The organism is Corynebacterium sp. MC3, from assembly GCF_900099485.1.
Classification (GTDB): Bacteria; Actinomycetota; Actinomycetes; order Mycobacteriales; family Mycobacteriaceae; genus Corynebacterium; species Corynebacterium pseudogenitalium.
This window is the reverse complement of the sequence record NZ_LT622816.1, coordinates 487,170-504,614: the sequence shown is the minus strand read 5'-3', so window position 1 is coordinate 504,614 and position 17,445 is coordinate 487,170. Positions and strand designations below refer to the sequence as shown.

Genomic DNA, 17,445 nt, shown 5'->3' with positions numbered 1-17,445 from the left:
TTTGCGGTATGGGATGAGCTCGCGGCCTATCAGCTTGTTGGTGGGGTAATGGCCTACCAAGGCGTCGACGGGTAGCCGGCCTGAGAGGGTGTACGGCCACATTGGGACTGAGATACGGCCCAGACTCCTACGGGAGGCAGCAGTGGGGAATATTGCACAATGGGCGCAAGCCTGATGCAGCGACGCCGCGTGGGGGATGAAGGCCTTCGGGTTGTAAACTCCTTTCGCTAGGGACGAAGCATTTTTGTGACGGTACCTGGAGAAGAAGCACCGGCTAACTACGTGCCAGCAGCCGCGGTAATACGTAGGGTGCGAGCGTTGTCCGGAATTACTGGGCGTAAAGAGCTCGTAGGTGGTTTGTCGCGTCGTTTGTGTAAGTCCACAGCTTAACTGTGGGACTGCAGGCGATACGGGCATAACTTGAGTGCTGTAGGGGAGACTGGAATTCCTGGTGTAGCGGTGAAATGCGCAGATATCAGGAGGAACACCGATGGCGAAGGCAGGTCTCTGGGCAGTAACTGACGCTGAGGAGCGAAAGCATGGGTAGCGAACAGGATTAGATACCCTGGTAGTCCATGCCGTAAACGGTGGGCGCTAGGTGTGAGTCCCTTCCACGGGATTTGTGCCGTAGCTAACGCATTAAGCGCCCCGCCTGGGGAGTACGGCCGCAAGGCTAAAACTCAAAGGAATTGACGGGGGCCCGCACAAGCGGCGGAGCATGTGGATTAATTCGATGCAACGCGAAGAACCTTACCTGGGCTTGACATGTAGCGGATCGCCGCAGAGATGTGGTTTCCCTTGTGGTCGCTATACAGGTGGTGCATGGTTGTCGTCAGCTCGTGTCGTGAGATGTTGGGTTAAGTCCCGCAACGAGCGCAACCCTTGTCTTATGTTGCCAGCACGTAATGGTGGGGACTCATGAGAGACTGCCGGGGTTAACTCGGAGGAAGGTGGGGATGACGTCAAATCATCATGCCCCTTATGTCCAGGGCTTCACACATGCTACAATGGTCGGTACAGCGCGTTTGCTACCTTGTGAGGGGATGCTAATCGCACAAAGCCGGCCTTAGTTCGGATTGGGGTCTGCAACTCGACCCCATGAAGTCGGAGTCGCTAGTAATCGCAGATCAGCAACGCTGCGGTGAATACGTTCCCGGGCCTTGTACACACCGCCCGTCACGTCATGAAAGTTGGTAACACCCGAAGCCAGTGGCCTGTCATGGGAGCTGTCGAAGGTGGGATCGGCGATTGGGACGAAGTCGTAACAAGGTAGCCGTACCGGAAGGTGCGGCTGGATCACCTCCTTTCTAAGGAGTTTTATTTTGTTGGCCCACAGTTGTGGGCTTGGTTGTTGGTTGAGTCACCGTGGGTGTGGCTGCCAATTGTTGTTTCCGGGTGGAGACACACCAGCTCCAGACTGTCATGCATTCGTGTGGTGGTTGTGGTTGTGGTTGCAGTGTGGCCGGGTTTTTGTAGTCAAAAATGAAGTAATAGTTATTGTGTGTTGGTGCACTGTTGGGTGTCTGAGGCAGCAGTTGTGTTGTCTTGATTGATTCCGCGTGTTGATCACTGACTTGTTTGGTTGGTGGTTGGTGTGTGGGGTGTGTTGTGTGAGAACTGTATAGTGGACGCGAGCATCTTTATTCTTGTGGAAGAATTTTTTGATTGTAAGTTTGCCTAACAACAAGTGATTGTCATGCTGTTTGTGTGTGGTGGTTGTTTGTTGTTTGTTTGTTGTGTGTTTTTGTTTTGTTACAAGGGCGTACGGTGGATGCCTTGGCATGCTTAGCCGATGAAGGACGTGTGAGGCTGCGTTATGCCTCGGGGAGTTGCCAACAAAGCGTTGATCCGAGGATGTCCGAATGGGGAAACCTGGCACTTGTTATGGAGTGTTACCTGCAGATGAATGTATAGTCTGTGTGGGGGTTACGCGGGGAAGTGAAACATCTCAGTACCCGTAGGAGAAGAAAACAATTGTGATTCTGCTAGTAGTGGCGAGCGAACGTGGATGAGGCTAAACCATGCGTGTGTGATACCTGGCAGGGGTTGCGCGTGTGGTGTTGTGGGCGATGATTGTGGGTATGCTGCCATGTACCCCTATGATGCGGCGTGTTAGCGGAAGTCACCTGGGATGGTGTGCCGGAGAGGGTGAGAGCCCCTGTACGTGAAGGCGTGTCGTGTTGTGGTGATTGTTTGCCCGAGTAGCAGTGGGCTCGTGGAATCTGCTGTGAATCTGCCGGGACCACCCGGTAAGCCTAAATACTAAGTGTGACCGATAGTGAATAAGTACCGTGAGGGAATGGTGAAAAGTACCCCGGGAGGGGAGTGAAAGAGTTCCTGAAACCGTGCGCTTACAATCCGTCAGAGCACCGCGTGTGTGTGATGGCGTGCCTTTTGAAGAATGAGCCTGCGAGTCAGCGGCATGTCGCGAGGTTAACCCGTGTGGGGTAGTCGTAGCGAAAGCGAATCCTAATTGGGTGTTGTTTAGTGGCATGTCCTGGACCCGAAGCGGGGTGATCTACCCATGGCCAGTGTGAAGCAGCTGTAAGAGGTTGTGGAGGCGCGAACCCACTTAGGTTGAAAACTGAGGGGATGAGTTGTGGGTAGGGGTGAAAGGCCAATCAAACTCCGTGATAGCTGGTTCTCCCCGAAATGCATTTAGGTGCAGCGTTATAGTAGTTTGCCGGAGGTAGAGCTACTGGTTGGTTGAGCGGGACTATCATCTTAGCAACATCAGCCAAACTCCGAATGCCGGTTAAGTGTTCTATAGCAGTGAGACTGTGGGGGATAAGCTTCATAGTCGAGAGGGAAACAGCCCAGATCGCCGGTTAAGGCCCCTAAGGGTGTACTAAGTGGAAAAGGATGTGGGATCGCGAAGACAGCCAGGAGGTTGGCTTAGAAGCAGCCATCCTTGAAAGAGTGCGTAATAGCTCACTGGTCGAGTGGTTCTGCGCCGACAATGTAGTGGGGCTCAAGTACACCGCCGAAGCCGCGGCATAGTTTTTACTATGGGTAGGGGAGCGTCGTGCATGGGGTGAAGCCATACTGTAAGGGGTGGTGGACTGTGTGCGAGTGAGAATGCAGGCATGAGTAACGAGAGATACGTGAGAATCGTATCCGCTGGATGACTAAGGGTTCCTGGGTCAAGTTCGTCTTCCCAGGGTGAGTCGGGTCCTAAGGCGAGGCCGACAGGCGTAGTCGATGGTCAACGGGTTGATATTCCCGTACCCGTATGCATGCGACAAAGAGTGAAGCGGTGATACTAACCACCCTGAACTGGCAACATGCGCATCCTTTTGGGTGTGTGGTTGTTGGTGATGCGTGGGGCCTGATCCGTGGTAGTTCAGTGATGGGGTGACGCAGTCAGGTAGCCGCGCCAAGTGTTGGATATCTTGGTGTAAGCGTGTGGCACGTCGACTTGTGAAATGCGGTCGATATTTTGTGTGAGGCGTGATGCGTAGCCCAATTGTTGGGTGATGGTGGTGATCCTTTGCTGTCGAGAAAAGCCTCTAGCGATGTGTGTGTATGGCCCGTACCCGAAACCGACACAGGTGGTCAGGTAGAGAATACTAAAGCGGTCGGGTGAACTGTGGTTAAGGAATTCGGCAAATTGCCCCCGTAACTTCGGGAGAAGGGGGGCCCTTGCTGGTTGCATGCTGTTTCGGTGTGTTGCTGGTGGGGGTCGCAGAGAATAGAGGGGAGCGACTGTTTATCAAAAACACAGGTCCGTGCGAAGACGGTTAAGTTGATGTATACGGACTGACGCCTGCCCGGTGCTGGAAGGTTAAGAGGACCTGTTAGGACGCATGTCCGAAGCGGAGAATTTAAGCCCCAGTAAACGGCGGTGGTAACTATAACCATCCTAAGGTAGCGAAATTCCTTGTCGGGTAAGTTCCGACCTGCACGAATGGCGTAACGACTCCCCTGCTGTCTCAACCACAGGCCCGGTGAAATTGCAGTACGAGTAAAGATGCTCGTTTCGCGCGGCAGGACGAAAAGACCCCGGGACCTTCACTATAGCTTGGTATTGGTATTCGGTGCGGTTTGTGTAGGATAGGTGGGAGACTGTGAAGTGGTCACGCTAGTGATTGTGGAGTCGTTGTTGAAATACCACTCTGACCGTAGTGGATGTCTAACCTTGGCCCATGATCTGGGTTGGGGACAGTGCCTGGTGGGTAGTTTAACTGGGGCGGTTGCCTCCCAAAATGTAACGGAGGCGCCCAAAGGTTCCCTCAGCCTGGTTGGCAATCAGGTGGTGAGTGTAAGTGCACAAGGGAGCTTGACTGTGAGACTTACAAGTCGAGCAGGGACGAAAGTCGGGACTAGTGATCCGGCACCTACTTGTGGATGTGGTGTCGCTCAACGGATAAAAGGTACCCCGGGGATAACAGGCTGATCTTCCCCAAGAGTCCATATCGACGGGATGGTTTGGCACCTCGATGTCGGCTCGTCGCATCCTGGGGCTGGAGTAGGTCCCAAGGGTTGGGCTGTTCGCCCATTAAAGCGGCACGCGAGCTGGGTTCAGAACGTCGTGAGACAGTTCGGTCTCTATCCGCCGCGCGCGTTGAAACTTGAAGAAGGCTGTCCCTAGTACGAGAGGACCGGGACGGACGTACCTCTGGTGTGCCAGTTGTTCCGCCAGGAGCAGGGCTGGTTGGCTACGTACGGGAGGGATAACCGCTGAAAGCATCTAAGCGGGAAGCCTGTTTTGAGATGAGGTTTCGTTTGAGGTTCCCTAGAGATGATGGGGTTGATAGGCCGGATCTGGTAGCACTGTGAGGTGTGTAAGGTGACTGGTACTAATTACACCGAGACTAAAACAAAACACATGGTGTGCATTGTTTATGGTCAAGAGTTTTGAGTGTTCTTCCGTGTAAAGAAGTAGTGTTTGCGTCCACTGTGCAGTGTCTGGCATGACATGCCTGTGCTGATATGTGAATATTGTCGTTGTTATCAACAGTATTGTGTTGGCACGATTTTGGTCGTGTCGGTGGTTGATGGCGGCGGGGAAACGCCCGGTCCCTTTCCGAACCCGGTTAGCTAAGCCCGCCCGCGCTGATGGTACTGCACCTGGGAGGGTGTGGGAGAGTAGGTTACCGCCGGCCTATAACTTCATTTTCTTGTGTGTGGTGGGTTCCATTATTCCCGTTGTTGGGGGTGGTGGTACCCACCACACTCTTTTTTGTGCACCCCCACAACAAACAACGAGGGCCGTCTCTACGAAGTCTGATGACGCCAGCGCTCCTTGTTTGTAGACTCAGAGGTGCAACTCTGGCTGACCGGATGATTGGGAATTTGTTTCAACAGGTGCACAATAAGTTCTTTTTTTCGGACATTCCTGTTTATAATGACTTGTTCCAATAGAAAGGTGTTTCATGTCCGATCGCTCTAACGAGAGACCACGTCGCAACCACGGTTCTTCTTCCTCCAAGGGGCGGAACGGGCGGCCAGGCAATGGGGGCCGGAAAGGTCGGCGCGACGACAGTAGGGATCGTCGCAATGATCGCAGCGGTGACGGCCGTGGTAGGAGCAGAAACGCTCGTCCTGGCGGCGATGAAGAACGCAAATTCAACAATCGTCACAATCGCTCGCAGCCTCGTCGGCAGGGCTACCGCGAGGATAGGATGGCTCAAAAGCTTTCTGAACCCGACCTGCCTTCCGATCTTGACATCAGTGTTCTCGACCCGTCCGTGCTGCAAGATTTGAAGGTGTTGTCACATGACAACGCAACTCGCGTCGCGAAGCACATGATTATGGCTGCAGATCTGCTCGACGACGACCCGGCGCTTGCCTTGCGTCATGCTAGGGCAGCAAAGAATCGTGCCGGACGTGTTGGGGTTGTTCGTGAAACGAATGGTGTAATCGCTTACCACGCAGGTGAGTGGAAAGAGGCACTTTCTGAGCTGCGAGCTGCCCGGCGCATGAGTGGCGGCCCTGGGCTTTTGGCTGTGATGGCTGACGCTGAACGCGGACTTGGTCGCCCCGAGAAGGCGTTGGAGCTTGGACGGAGTCCTGAGGTGCGCGACCTCGATCGTGAGGGACGCATTGAGCTTGCCATCGTTCTATCCGGTGCGCGCCGTGATCTGGGCCAGGTTGATTCTGCGATTGCGACGTTGGAGCGTGAACGTCCGAACAAGGACGAGCGGGACGTCTCTGCAATGCGTTTGTCTTACGCCTACGCTGACGCATTGCTGGCTGCTGGCAGAAAGGCTGAAGCGGCTGACTGGTTCAAGCATGTTATTGAGTTGGATCCGGAGATGCTGACGGATGCGAAGCAGCGTTTGGAAGAGACGGAGTAGTGGCTTTGGATTCTCTTGCTCATCAATATGACGTGTTGCTCTTTGACTTAGACGGCACGGTTTGGGAGGGCGGCCGCGCGTTAGACAATGCAGTTTCCAGCATCATCGAATGTGGTGTGACACCTTTCTACATCACGAATAATGCATCCCGTCCTTCGGCCCTTGTCGCCGAAATGCTTGGTGAAATTGGGCTAGAGTGCTCGAGTAAGGAGATCATTACTTCAGCAGAGGCAGCTTTGGAGCTAGCGCGACCCCTGTTGAAAGAGGATGATCCCGTCCTTGTTCTTGGTGCGCAGTCGTTCAAAGACTTGGTTTCTGGGGCCGGTTATCGCGTAGTCTCTAGTGCTGACGACGCACCAGTCGTGGTGCTACAAGGGCACTGCCCAGAAACTGGGTGGCGTGAGCTGTCTGAAGCAGCGTTGGCGATTCGCAACCGGGCGGTCTACTTGGCTTCAAACCTTGATACTTCCTTGCCGATGGAGCGGGGGCTTATGGTTGGTAATGGCTCGATGGTGGCGGCGGTGACGTCGGCAACCGGCGTTGTCCCAGAGGCGGCCGGAAAGCCGGAACCGGCTATGTTCCATCAGGCTGTGAAGCTGTCGGGTGCTACGCGAGCGTTGGCGGTCGGTGACCGTTTAGATACCGATATTGCCGGTGGAAATCGTGCGGGGATGGATACGTTGCAGGTACTTACAGGTGTGTCTGGTCCTTATGCTTTGTTGGCGGCTAAGCCGGTGGAGCGCCCGACATATATTGGTGATGACTTGGGTAGCCTCTTGGCAGATGCGGAGAGCTTGCGGCCGGGAGCACAGGGCGATTTCGTGGCGAAGCTGCAAGGAGATACGCTCCTGCTTAACGGTGGTGCTGCATCTTCTTCGCCTACGGAGGCCTTGCGAACGGCTCTGGCTGTTGCGTGGTCTGCAGAGTCCGAAGTACGAGCGGTTGAGCCGGTATCGCAGTGGGCACAGAAGGCTGTGGAGTCGTGGTGGTAGGGCACGCCCCGAAACCCCACGATCCAAGGCGAACCGGCATTTCACCGGAAGAATTGCGTTCGAAGGTAGATAGTGTGCTGTCGCGGGTGCCGTCTACGATAAGGGATGAACTTGAACAGTTGGCTGAAGCTCATGACGTTTTGGCAGAAGCGCTAAAGGACTGAGCATCGCCGTAGGAGAGGAGTACGGGTGGCACCTGGTCGGCGACGCCTTGACGCAGAACTTGTTCGACGAAAGATCGCTCGTTCACGGGAGCAGGCCCGGACATGGATTATTGAAGGACGCGTTGAGGTCGGAGGCTTTCCTGCCAAAAAGCCAGCTACAGTTGTCGAACCCGATGTTTCCATCAAGGTCGATGTTGATAACACCGATGACTGGGCTTCCCGTGGCGCGCACAAACTTCTGGGGGCACTAGAGCACTTCGAAAAGCTTGGGTTTACGGTTAAGGATAGGACGGTGATTGACGCGGGAGCGTCAACGGGGGGATTCACTGACGTTTTGCTACGAAGAGGTGTCCGCCGGGTCTTTGCGGTAGATGTCGGTTACGGGCAGTTACTTTGGCGGCTGCAAAACGATCCGCGTGTGACGGTGATGGACCGTGTGAATATACGGTCGTTGACTGCCGACATGCTGACCGAGCCGGCCAATTGCATGGTGGGTGACTTATCGTTTATCTCTTTGAAGCTTGTGCTTCCTGCGCTGGTAGCAGCGCTTGAGGACGAGGCGGACCTCCTGCCGATGGTGAAACCACAGTTTGAGGTTGGTAAAGACCGCGTTGGTCACGGGGGTGTCGTTCGTTCGGCAGAGCTGCGTCGAGAAGCAGTGGTAGATGTCGCATTGTTCGCACAGTCGCTGGGGCTTGAGGTGAAATCAATGGTTGCATCTCCGTTGCCAGGTCCGAGTGGTAACGTAGAATACTTTCTGTGGCTGCGTAAGACAGCAAATGCGCAGGAACAATCTGTCGAGGCCGTCGAAGAGATGGCAGCACAGGCGGTGCAGGAAGGGCCAGCGTAGAAATGTCTGTAGATGATCGGCGACGCATTTTGTTGGTGCCCCATTTTTACAGGCCCGACAATATTGAGGCTGCGGCGAATTCTGCCCGGATGCTGCAGCAGGCTGGCATTGAGGTGCAGTTGCTTTCTGCGGGGGAATCAAGTCCCGCTGAAGAGGATCCAGTATTGCAGAAGCTCGAGCACGTAAGCCCAGGGGCCGAGGCTGGCCGAGGCTGCGAGCTTGTATTTGTGCTTGGAGGCGATGGAACGTTTTTACGCGCAGCAAACTTTGCGCACCTTCAGGACATTCCAGTGCTCGGGGTGAATCTCGGCCATGTGGGATTCTTGGCAGAGTCCGAAGCGGAAAGCCTGGAAGATGTGCTGTCCTCGGTGATAGCGCGCTCATATCGGGTTGAAGACCGCATGACACTTGACGTGCGGGTTTTGGATGCGACGGGTGAAGTGCTTGGCGAAAGTTGGGCGCTGAATGAATGCAGCATTGAGAACTCGGATCGTACAAGAGTGCTTGATGCGTTTCTGGAGATCGATTACAGGCCGGTATCTTCGTTCGGTTGTGATGGTGTGCTGGTATCTACGCCTACTGGATCAACCGCGTATGCTTTTTCGGCCGGTGGTCCGGTGATGTGGCCTGAGCTCGATGCCATCTTGGTGGTTCCGAATAATGCGCACGCCCTCTTCGCGAAGCCAATGGTTGTTTCACCGTTGTCGACGGTAGCGGTTGAGTCCTTTTCGACGACCAGCTCCGCTGTTGTCGTGATGGATGGGGTTCGAAGGATTATGATGCCGCCAGGTGCACGGGTCGAAGTGACGCGTGGTCGCCGCCCGGTGCGCTGGGTTCGGCTTGATGAGCGTCCGTTTACCGACCGCCTAGTGGAGAAGTTTCAGCTTCCGGTATCTGGGTGGCGTGGCCCAGACAAAGAGAGGTAGATCGGCGTGCTGTCGGAAATTGCTATCAGGAACCTTGGTGTAATCCCTCACGCTAGCGCGGAGCTCTCGGAAGGTTTGACAGTCCTTACGGGTGAAACTGGCGCCGGTAAGACGATGGTGGTCACGGGTTTGCGGCTGTTGACTGGTGGTCGTGCTGATGCTTCTCGTGTTCGGACGGGAGCGCCGGAAGCGGTGGTGGAGGGTGCGTTTGCGGTAACAGGAATCCACGAGGACAGTCGCGAGGCTATTGCGAAGATCGCGGAGAACGCTGGTGCGGTCCTCGATGAAAATGGTGAGTACGTCGTAGTTCGTTCCGTAAAAGCGACAGGCAGGTCGAAGGCGCACTTTGGTGGCCGAGCGGTACCGGCTGCGACACTCAACGAAGTCTCCTCGCACCTGCTTACGATTCATGGCCAGAACGATCAGCTACGTTTGATGTCGCCAGAACAGCAACTGCATGCGTTGGACCGCTTCGATCCTGCTGCTTCAAAGGTTCTCCGTGCGTATCAGGAAGCGTGGAAGCGCTGGCGCGTTGCGAAGAGAGATTTAGAGGAGCGGACAAAGCGGCGTCGAGAATTAGCGATGGAACAGGACCGTCTCCTGTTTGCTGTCAACGAGATCGACGAGGTCGCACCCGAGCCAGGTGAAGACGCTGAGCTCGTCTCTGCGATTCAGCGCCTGCAAGATGTTGATGGATTGCGCTCCGCGGTTCAAGAGGCGATGGTTGCAATCGATGGCGCTGAGGCGGTTGGTGAGTATGACGAGGCGTCCGCTGCTTCAGATTTGGTAGGGCAGGCTGCGAGTGCACTTGGTGCATCCACTGATACGCAGCTGCAGGAGCTGGGGCGTCGACTAGAAGAAGCCGCCACTGTGCTTTCGGATGTTTCTTCGGAACTTGGAACGTATTTGTTTTCGTTGGATGCGGATCCGCATGCGCTCGAGAACATGCTTCAGAGGCAACAGTCGTTAAAAGTGCTGACCCGAAAGTACGCGTCGGACATTGATGGTGTGCTGCGTTGGAGGGACGAGGCGCAGCAACGGTTGGCGTCAATTGATACGTCGGATGAGGCCCTCGCGGAGCTTCAACTGCGGGTTGATGACGCTGCGACCGAGATGAAGCAGCACGCTGAGGAGTTGACGGGCATTCGTCGCGATGCTGCACGACGGTTCTCTGAGGCGGTGACACAGGAGTTGCATGGGCTGGCGATGCCTAAGGCTGTGCTGAGCGTCCGCGTTGAGGGGGCAGACTACGGCCGTGATGGCGCTGATGCTGTCGAGATTTGTCTGTCGCCTAACGCTGCGTCAGAGCCAAAGCCATTGGCAACCAGCGCGTCAGGAGGTGAGCTTTCACGCGTCATGCTCGCGATTGAAGTGATCCTTGCCGGGTCAACGCACGGCGCGACATTCGTCTTTGATGAGGTTGATGCTGGTGTCGGTGGTCAGGCCGCGGTGGAGATAGGGCGTCGCCTTGCACGGCTCGCAGTAAACAATCAGGTAATTGTGGTGACGCACCTGCCACAGGTTGCGGCTTACGCGGACAGACACTTACACGTTGCGAAGAACGTTGGCGATGAAACCGTGACATCAGGAGTGCTTGTGCTTGACGATGCCGAGCGCGTGGAGGAACTAGCTCGCATGATGGCTGGGATGGCGAACTCGGAAACAGGAAAGGCGCACGCGGCGGAGCTACTGGAGCAGGCACAGCGCGAAACAAAAGAGTTTCGTCGATAGCCCGCGCGCCTAGCAGTACTTGGCGTGCGATGCAGGCAGAATTCAACATATGACTGAAACTTCTGCAACTTCTGAATCGACTAGCGCGCCGTTGCAGGGACCGCTGCGTGATTGCACGCCGCAAGGCAAGGGGCGCGGCCGTCTTCGTTCTGGGGATATTGCCTTCGTTGATGCTCCAGATATCAGCCGTAGGGAAGCTGAGATGTTGATCAACGCGGCACCGGCGGCGGTTGTCAATATTGCACGATTTAGCACTGGGGCTGTGCCTAATTACGGCCCGCACTTGCTTCTCGACGCCGGCATTCCACTGTTTGAAGCAGCCGGTGCGGAGATGCGGGCGTCGATACGCGATGGCAAGAAGACATCCGTAACGGCTTCGGGGGAGATCAAGGTTGGGCGCAAGGAAGTCGGTTCTGCTTCACGAGTGGTGCGCGCTGATGTTGACGCGACGTTTATTGAAGCACAGCGTCACCTCGTAGATCACATGGAGGCGTACTTCGGAAACACGATCGAATTTATTCACTCCGAATCGCCGCTGCTTATCGATGGTGTTGGCGCGCCTGAGTTAGGTGACGTGATTGCGGACCGAAAAGTTATTATCGCGAGCCCGTGCCCAGATCTTCGAGAGCGTATCGAATCGTTGCGCAATTTCATCCGTGAGTTCACACCTGTGCTGATTGGCGTAGGCAAGGCGACGAATACCTTGGCGGAGATGGGCTACGCGCCCGACTTCATCGTGGGCGACCCGGGCGACGTGGCTGAAGAAAACTTGCGAAGCGACGCGCGGGTGATTTTGCCAGCGGACCCCGACGGCTACGCACCTGGTCTGGAGCGCATCCAGGACCTTGGAGTAGGTGCGATGACGTTTCCCGCCGCGACCGAATCTGCAACAGACCTGGCGGTGTTACTGAGCGTGTTCCACGATGCAGAAATGATCGTGATGGTTGAGCAGCCCGTGAACCTGGACCGTATCTTTACCGAATCAGATGAAAGCTCGCCGGCAGCACTGCTCACTCGTTTGAAAGCGGGGCAAAAACTGGTGGATTCCACAGTGATAGCTGATTTGTACAATCTGACGACTGGTCAGGGAGTCGCTTGGGCATGGGCAATTTTGGGATTGCTTGTTGCTGCGGCGACGATTGTACTCATCGTCGGGCTTGGCGGGAGTGGGCCGTTTAGCACGAACCTGGTGGATACGTGGAACACGATAGTTACACAGCTGCAGAGTCTGTGGAGCTAATAGGGAGTAGGTGGTTTTGATGTCTTCAGGAAGTAGTTCGGCAGGTTATGTTGCAGCAGGTCTGGGCTGGGGCATTGCACTTGGTGTCGCAGCAGGAATGCTGGTGATTGCGCCAGCAATGGGCACGCTTGATTTTTCAACGTCGTCGCAGTTAGGCGAGTCGCAACAGTCGGCTGACGCCTCGCAGGGGACAAAATTTGAGTTTTCTGATGCAGTGATAGCTCAGCATTCGGCCGAGCTTGTTGCGAACACGCTGGATGGTAAGTCAGTGATGGTGCTTCGCACGCACGATGCGTCAGCGGAAGATGTCGATGCTGTAACGTGGCTGCTTCGCACCGCAGGGGCATCAGAAGCGGGCCAGATTACGTTGGGCGAGAAGTTTACCCAGCAGGAGTCGGCTGATGCATTGAGTACGATCATCGCGAACACCCTGCCAGCAGGAGCGCAGCTTTCCGTTGATCGACGCGCGCCTGGCACACATGCTGGCCAGTCGCTGGGGAGCGTTCTGCTCAAGGATCCAGCGACTGGTGAACCGGTGGCTCCGGAATCTGATCGTAATTTCGTTATAGAGGCGCTGCATGGAGGCGGTTTCATAGACGACACAGATGTTTCAGCGCCTGCTGATGCGATTGTTGTGATCGGCGCCGGTGATACCGGCGGGGAGCGTTCTTTCGGGACACAACTGTTGACAGACATGACCGCGGAGCTCAATGACTTAGCTGCGGCGGTGTATGCGGCGCCAGATGAAGACGGTGGGTTTGTTGATACAGAAGCAGGCAGGGTGTCGGCGGTGCTTTCGCTTGCGGAAGAATTGGCGGTCGAATGATGCACGAGTTTGAAGTTCAACAGTCGGAGCTGCTGCTGGATGCACCGATTATCGCGGTGCGCAAAGATATTGTTTCGATGCCGGGGGGCGCTTCCGCGGCACGCGAGATCGTAGAGCACTTCGGTGCGGTTGCAGTGGTGGCCGTCGATTCCAAACGAAGGATTGCGATGGTCCGCCAGTACCGGCACAGCGTTCGGCGCCGGTTGTGGGAACTTCCTGCTGGACTTCTCGACGTCAGCGAGGAAGACGCGCTTGTGTGCGCCCAGCGTGAGTTGGCCGAGGAAGCTGGTTTGGCTGCTGAGAAGTGGGCATTGTTGCTGGATCTGGTGACGTCCCCGGGTTTCGCAGAAGAAGCGGTGCGTGTGTACCTGGCTTCGGATCTCCGTGAGGCCCCTCGTGGTGAAGCCGAGTTCGAAGAAGCCGATATGGTGCTGGAATGGGTGCCAATTGAAGAGGCACAATCGATGGTGTTTCGCGGTGACATCGTGAACTCGATTGCGATTGCCGGAGTGATGGCAGCGGCGCGAGTGCTAGAAGGCGAGGTAGAGCCGCGTGATGTAACCGAGCCCTTTGACCTGCGGCCAAGATCGCTAGCAGAGCGACGCACAGCGCAAGGCGTCACGCCCGATATGAAGAGGATCTAGTTGGACGTCAATGAGCTTGTTAGGCGTTGGCTCGAGCACCTTGCAGTTGAACGAGGTCTTTCAGCAAACACATTGAGCAACTATCGTCGGGACCTTAGACGGTATGCCTCGTGGCTGCATGCCAACGGCAAAGCTAACTTGTCTGAGGTGACCGCTGCAGACATCGAGGCGTACCTGGCGGACCTACGGCGTGGAGTTGATGGGGCTGCGCCGTTGGCGGCATCTTCGGCTGCACGCGCACTTGTGGTTGCCCGCGGACTACACAAGTTTGGGGTGCTTGAGGGCGTACTTGCAGGTGATGAATCAGCCCAAGTAGCTCCACCTTCGCCTGGTAAGAAGCTGCCCGATACGCTAAGTATCGAAGAGGTCGGCAAGATGCTGGACTCGTGCCCCACGGAGGAGCCGATTGGGTTACGAGACAAAGCGTTACTGGAGTTGCTCTACGCCACGGGGGCGCGTGTGTCGGAAGTACTGGCGCTCTACGTCGATGACTTCATGGCACTCGAAGGCGAACAGCACGCGGTGCTGACATTGACAGGCAAAGGCAATAAGCAGCGCATCGTGCCGGTGGGGTCGATGGCGAAGGAGGCCGTCGAAAAATATCTGGTGCGCGGACGCCCAGCGCTGGCCAAAGGGCGCTCTCATTCGCTATTTCTGAACGCACGCGGCGGCAGCTTGTCTCGGCAAAGTGCTTGGACGGTCATCAGACGGGCCGCTGAGCGAGCCGGGATCACCAAGCATGTTTCTCCTCACACGTTGCGGCATTCTTTTGCAACACACATGCTCGACGGCGGCGCCGATGTACGAGTAGTGCAAGAACTGCTTGGGCACGCATCTGTGACGACTACCCAAATTTACACACACGTTACTGCGGAAAGCCTTCGGGAAGTCTGGCACGCTACGCACCCTCGTGCATAGGTATGTAGGGTTGACATGTTCTGATGCACGACCGGAAGGATTCTTGCCACATGGCTTTTCGACGACCCCACGTTCTCGCAACTGTCGCTGCTGCTACATGCGCTCTCGGGCTGAGCACCTCGGGAGCTGATATGAACGCGTATGCGCAGTTGCCGGAGGGGCTTGATCCTGCCGCGATCCAGCAGGCCATCCCCTCCGAGATCCACGTGCAGGCCGGGCAGACTACGACTGTCGACACCGGTGTTCCGCTGAATCTCAATTACAGTTCGGGTGGCTGGACCGTTGTATCATCTGGCACTTCTGTGTCCGTGACTGCTCCTGATACTCCAGGTGCAACGGTGAGCGTTCCGGTCTCCGCTGGGGGATACTCGGCGACCGTGAATCTCGTCGCAGTGGGCGGTGGTGAGACCGTTGATGCTCCACCTGAGAGCGCTGCGGAGCCTGAAAACAATGATGGTGCTGGCAAGCCACATGGCGATAGCGTTGATGACTCAAACAGGGAAGGACACGGATCCGAGACTGGTTCAGACTCAGATCAACGTGTGCACGACGCGCCCGCTGCGCCACAGGCCCACCGTGTCCCAGCCAAGGAGGTGGATACCACGAACGCGAAGCGCTTGGAGTTCGAGGGCGTCATCGAGGACAACAGCATTGTGGTGAAGGTGCCTCTGAGTAAGGCCGGACAGCTGATGAAGTACGCTAAGACCGATAGGGAAGGCGCCACACTTCGTTATGTAGACGTGGACGGCAATATCATTGAAGGCGTGAAGCGTGACGTGGACGTAGCGTCGCGCACGCTGACATTAACGTACCCGGAGGGACAGACGCCGGATAACCCCTTCATCATGGAGGTTGTCCGGGATGGATCGGCGGCGGAGTTCATCGCGGTGATAACGTCAGAGAACGCTCCGACTGCTGCACCAAAGGATGGAAATACGCAGGGAGGCGACAGTCAAGCGGAAACACTTGACGAATCGAGGGCGAATGACGGCCTTCTTGCCCTGGGCATCGCAGGAATTGCGGCACTGGTGGCCTTGCTGCTCATCGTGTTCCTGATTCGAAAGAGGCGACAGGCACATAACTAGGTATGGCATTGTAAGATGATTGCGTCAAGGGCTTACACGTGACGCGCATTGGACGGAAGGGATGACAATGGCAGGCAACGCATTGTTTGACGCTGCTGAAGAAAAGAAGTTTCTCACGGGACGTCCATTCCGCGAGTTCCCTCAGCCTGAACCGCTCGAGCACCACGGCCCGGCGACCATCCTATCGATGGTGAATCAGAAGGGTGGCGTCGGCAAAACGACGTCGACAATCAACCTGGGTGCATGTCTCGCAGAGCAAGGGCGCAAGGTGCTGCTTGTTGACCTCGACCCGCAGGGAGCGCTCTCTGCCGGTCTTGGAGTGTCCCATGATGAAGAGCAAGTCACCGTGTATGACTTGCTTTTTGACAACACTGCGTCGATCCACGCGGCCATTCGGCACTCGAATATGCCGGGGCTGGACCTTGTCCCCGCGAACATTGACCTTTCTGCTGCGGAGATTCAACTGGTCAATGAAGTCGGCCGTGAACACACATTGGCCCGTGCGCTCCGCCCTGTACGAAATGAATACGACATCATCATCATCGACTGTGGCCCTTCGCTCGGCCTGTTGACCGTCAATGCGCTGGCGTGCTCGGCGGGCGTGATGATTCCGATGGAGTGCGAGTACTTTTCGCTCCGTGGTCTTGCGCTGTTGACTGACACAGTGGAAAAGGTGCGAGACCGCATCAATTTCGACCTTGACATCGTAGGCATCCTGGTCACGATGTTCGACCGCCGCACTACACACGCGCGAGAAGTGATGGATCGAGTCGTTGAGGTATTCGGCGAGCGAGTTTTTGACACGGTGATTACCCGAACGGTTCGATTCCCGGAGACCTCGGTTGCCGGTGAACCGATCATTACTTGGGCGCCGCACTCCCAAGGCGCAGAGCAGTACCGGCAGTTGGCGCTTGAGCTGCTCGAGCGCATTGATAAGTAGTTTGTTGCACCGTGTCTGAGGACGCCACCACGGGAGTCCAGCCCGAGATCACCGGTTTTACGTTGGCCCTCCAGAACTTTGAGGGGCCGTTTGATCTGCTCCTGCACCTCATCCACTCCAAGAAGCTGGACGTGACCGAAGTTGCACTAGCTGAGGTGACCGACGAGTTTATTGCATACACGCGTGCGCTGGGTGCAGCAGCGCAACTTGACGAAGTCACTGAATTTCTTCTTGTGGCTTCCACACTGCTGGATTTGAAGACTGCGCGGTTACTTCCGCGCGACGGAGATACAGAGATTGAAGATCTTGAGCTCCTGGAGGCCCGGGACCTGCTCTTTGCGCGTCTCCTCCAGTACCGTGCGTATCAGCAGGTCGCTGACGAGTTCGTGGCCTGGCAACGCAACGCGAAGCGGAGGTACCCGCGTGCGGTCTCAATCGAAGACCGATTCGCTGCGTTGCTTCCACCTGTGCAGCTGGGGCACACGCTTGATTCCTTTGCGGAGTTGGCCGCTGCTGTGTTTCGGCCCCGCCCACCGGAGGAAGTGCGGACGGACCACTTGCACGCGGTCAGCGTTTCGGTGCCCGAGCAGGCCGGGAAGCTACTGAGCGCGCTGCATCTCCTTGGTGCGGAGCAGTGGGTCGCATTTGAGGTGCTCACGAAGGACTGTAGTTCCTCCATGGAACTCGTGGGGCGCTTCTTGGCGTTGTTGGAGTTGTACAAGGCTCGCGCGGTGGAGACCGAGCAGCCAGAAGCCCTCGGTAGCCTGGAGGTTTCCTGGACAGGAATCAACGTTGATCCTGCTGTGGTTGCGTCAAGCAACTGGGAATAG

At 56.2% G+C, this 17,445-nt stretch carries 12 protein-coding genes and 3 rRNA genes; all 15 read left to right on the top strand.

Annotation, left to right across the window (positions count from 1 at the left end; genetic code table 11):
• Positions 1-1,307: ribosomal RNA gene (locus BQ4436_RS11365) — 16S ribosomal RNA — on the top strand; the annotation flags it as partial.
• 437 nt (positions 1,308-1,744) lie between these two features.
• A 23S ribosomal RNA gene (locus BQ4436_RS11360) occupies positions 1,745-4,825 on the top strand.
• A gap of 161 nt (positions 4,826-4,986) precedes the next feature.
• Positions 4,987-5,105, top strand: a 5S ribosomal RNA gene (gene rrf / locus BQ4436_RS11355).
• Between the two features lie 519 nt (positions 5,106-5,624).
• Positions 5,625-6,299, top strand: a complete 675-nt coding sequence (locus tag BQ4436_RS11350) for a hypothetical protein (RefSeq protein ID WP_255366197.1) — start codon at positions 5,625-5,627, stop codon at positions 6,297-6,299.
• Complete coding sequence (locus BQ4436_RS11345; protein ID WP_255366196.1) at positions 6,299-7,291, top strand: HAD-IIA family hydrolase; 993 nt, start codon at positions 6,299-6,301, stop codon at positions 7,289-7,291. The genes BQ4436_RS11350 and BQ4436_RS11345 overlap by 1 nt, the downstream gene beginning before the upstream one ends.
• A 189-nt stretch (positions 7,292-7,480) precedes the next feature.
• Positions 7,481-8,305 carry a TlyA family RNA methyltransferase gene (locus BQ4436_RS11340; protein ID WP_070977103.1) on the top strand — a complete coding sequence of 275 codons (825 nt, stop codon included), beginning with the start codon at positions 7,481-7,483 and terminating at the stop codon, positions 8,303-8,305.
• Between the two features lie 2 nt (positions 8,306-8,307).
• Positions 8,308-9,231, top strand: coding sequence for an NAD kinase (locus BQ4436_RS11335; RefSeq protein ID WP_070977101.1), 924 nt, complete (start codon positions 8,308-8,310; stop codon positions 9,229-9,231).
• A 6-nt stretch (positions 9,232-9,237) separates the two neighbouring features.
• The gene (gene recN, locus BQ4436_RS11330; RefSeq protein WP_070977099.1) at positions 9,238-10,962 is read left to right on the top strand and encodes a DNA repair protein RecN; all 1,725 of its coding nucleotides are present in this window, start codon (positions 9,238-9,240) and stop codon (positions 10,960-10,962) included.
• Positions 10,963-11,011: 49 nt separating this feature from the next.
• Complete coding sequence (gene steA / locus BQ4436_RS11325; RefSeq protein WP_070977096.1) at positions 11,012-12,202, top strand: putative cytokinetic ring protein SteA; 1,191 nt, start codon at positions 11,012-11,014, stop codon at positions 12,200-12,202.
• A 19-nt stretch (positions 12,203-12,221) separates the two neighbouring features.
• Positions 12,222-13,028, top strand: coding sequence for a copper transporter (locus BQ4436_RS11320; protein WP_083329555.1), 807 nt, complete (start codon positions 12,222-12,224; stop codon positions 13,026-13,028).
• Positions 13,025-13,672 (top strand): NUDIX domain-containing protein, encoded by a 648-nt coding sequence (locus tag BQ4436_RS11315; protein ID WP_070362505.1) that lies wholly within the window; start codon positions 13,025-13,027, stop codon positions 13,670-13,672. Before BQ4436_RS11320 ends, BQ4436_RS11315 begins: the two co-directional genes overlap by 4 nt.
• Positions 13,673-14,590, top strand: coding sequence for a site-specific tyrosine recombinase XerD (gene xerD / locus BQ4436_RS11310; RefSeq protein WP_070362504.1), 918 nt, complete (start codon positions 13,673-13,675; stop codon positions 14,588-14,590).
• 50 nt (positions 14,591-14,640) lie between these two features.
• Positions 14,641-15,675, top strand: a complete 1,035-nt coding sequence (locus BQ4436_RS11305) for a hypothetical protein (RefSeq protein ID WP_255366195.1) — start codon at positions 14,641-14,643, stop codon at positions 15,673-15,675.
• A gap of 67 nt (positions 15,676-15,742) precedes the next feature.
• Complete coding sequence (locus BQ4436_RS11300) at positions 15,743-16,615, top strand: ParA family protein (protein WP_070362502.1); 873 nt, start codon at positions 15,743-15,745, stop codon at positions 16,613-16,615.
• Positions 16,616-16,626: 11 nt separating this feature from the next.
• Positions 16,627-17,445, top strand: coding sequence for a segregation and condensation protein A (locus BQ4436_RS11295; protein WP_070977091.1), 819 nt, complete (start codon positions 16,627-16,629; stop codon positions 17,443-17,445).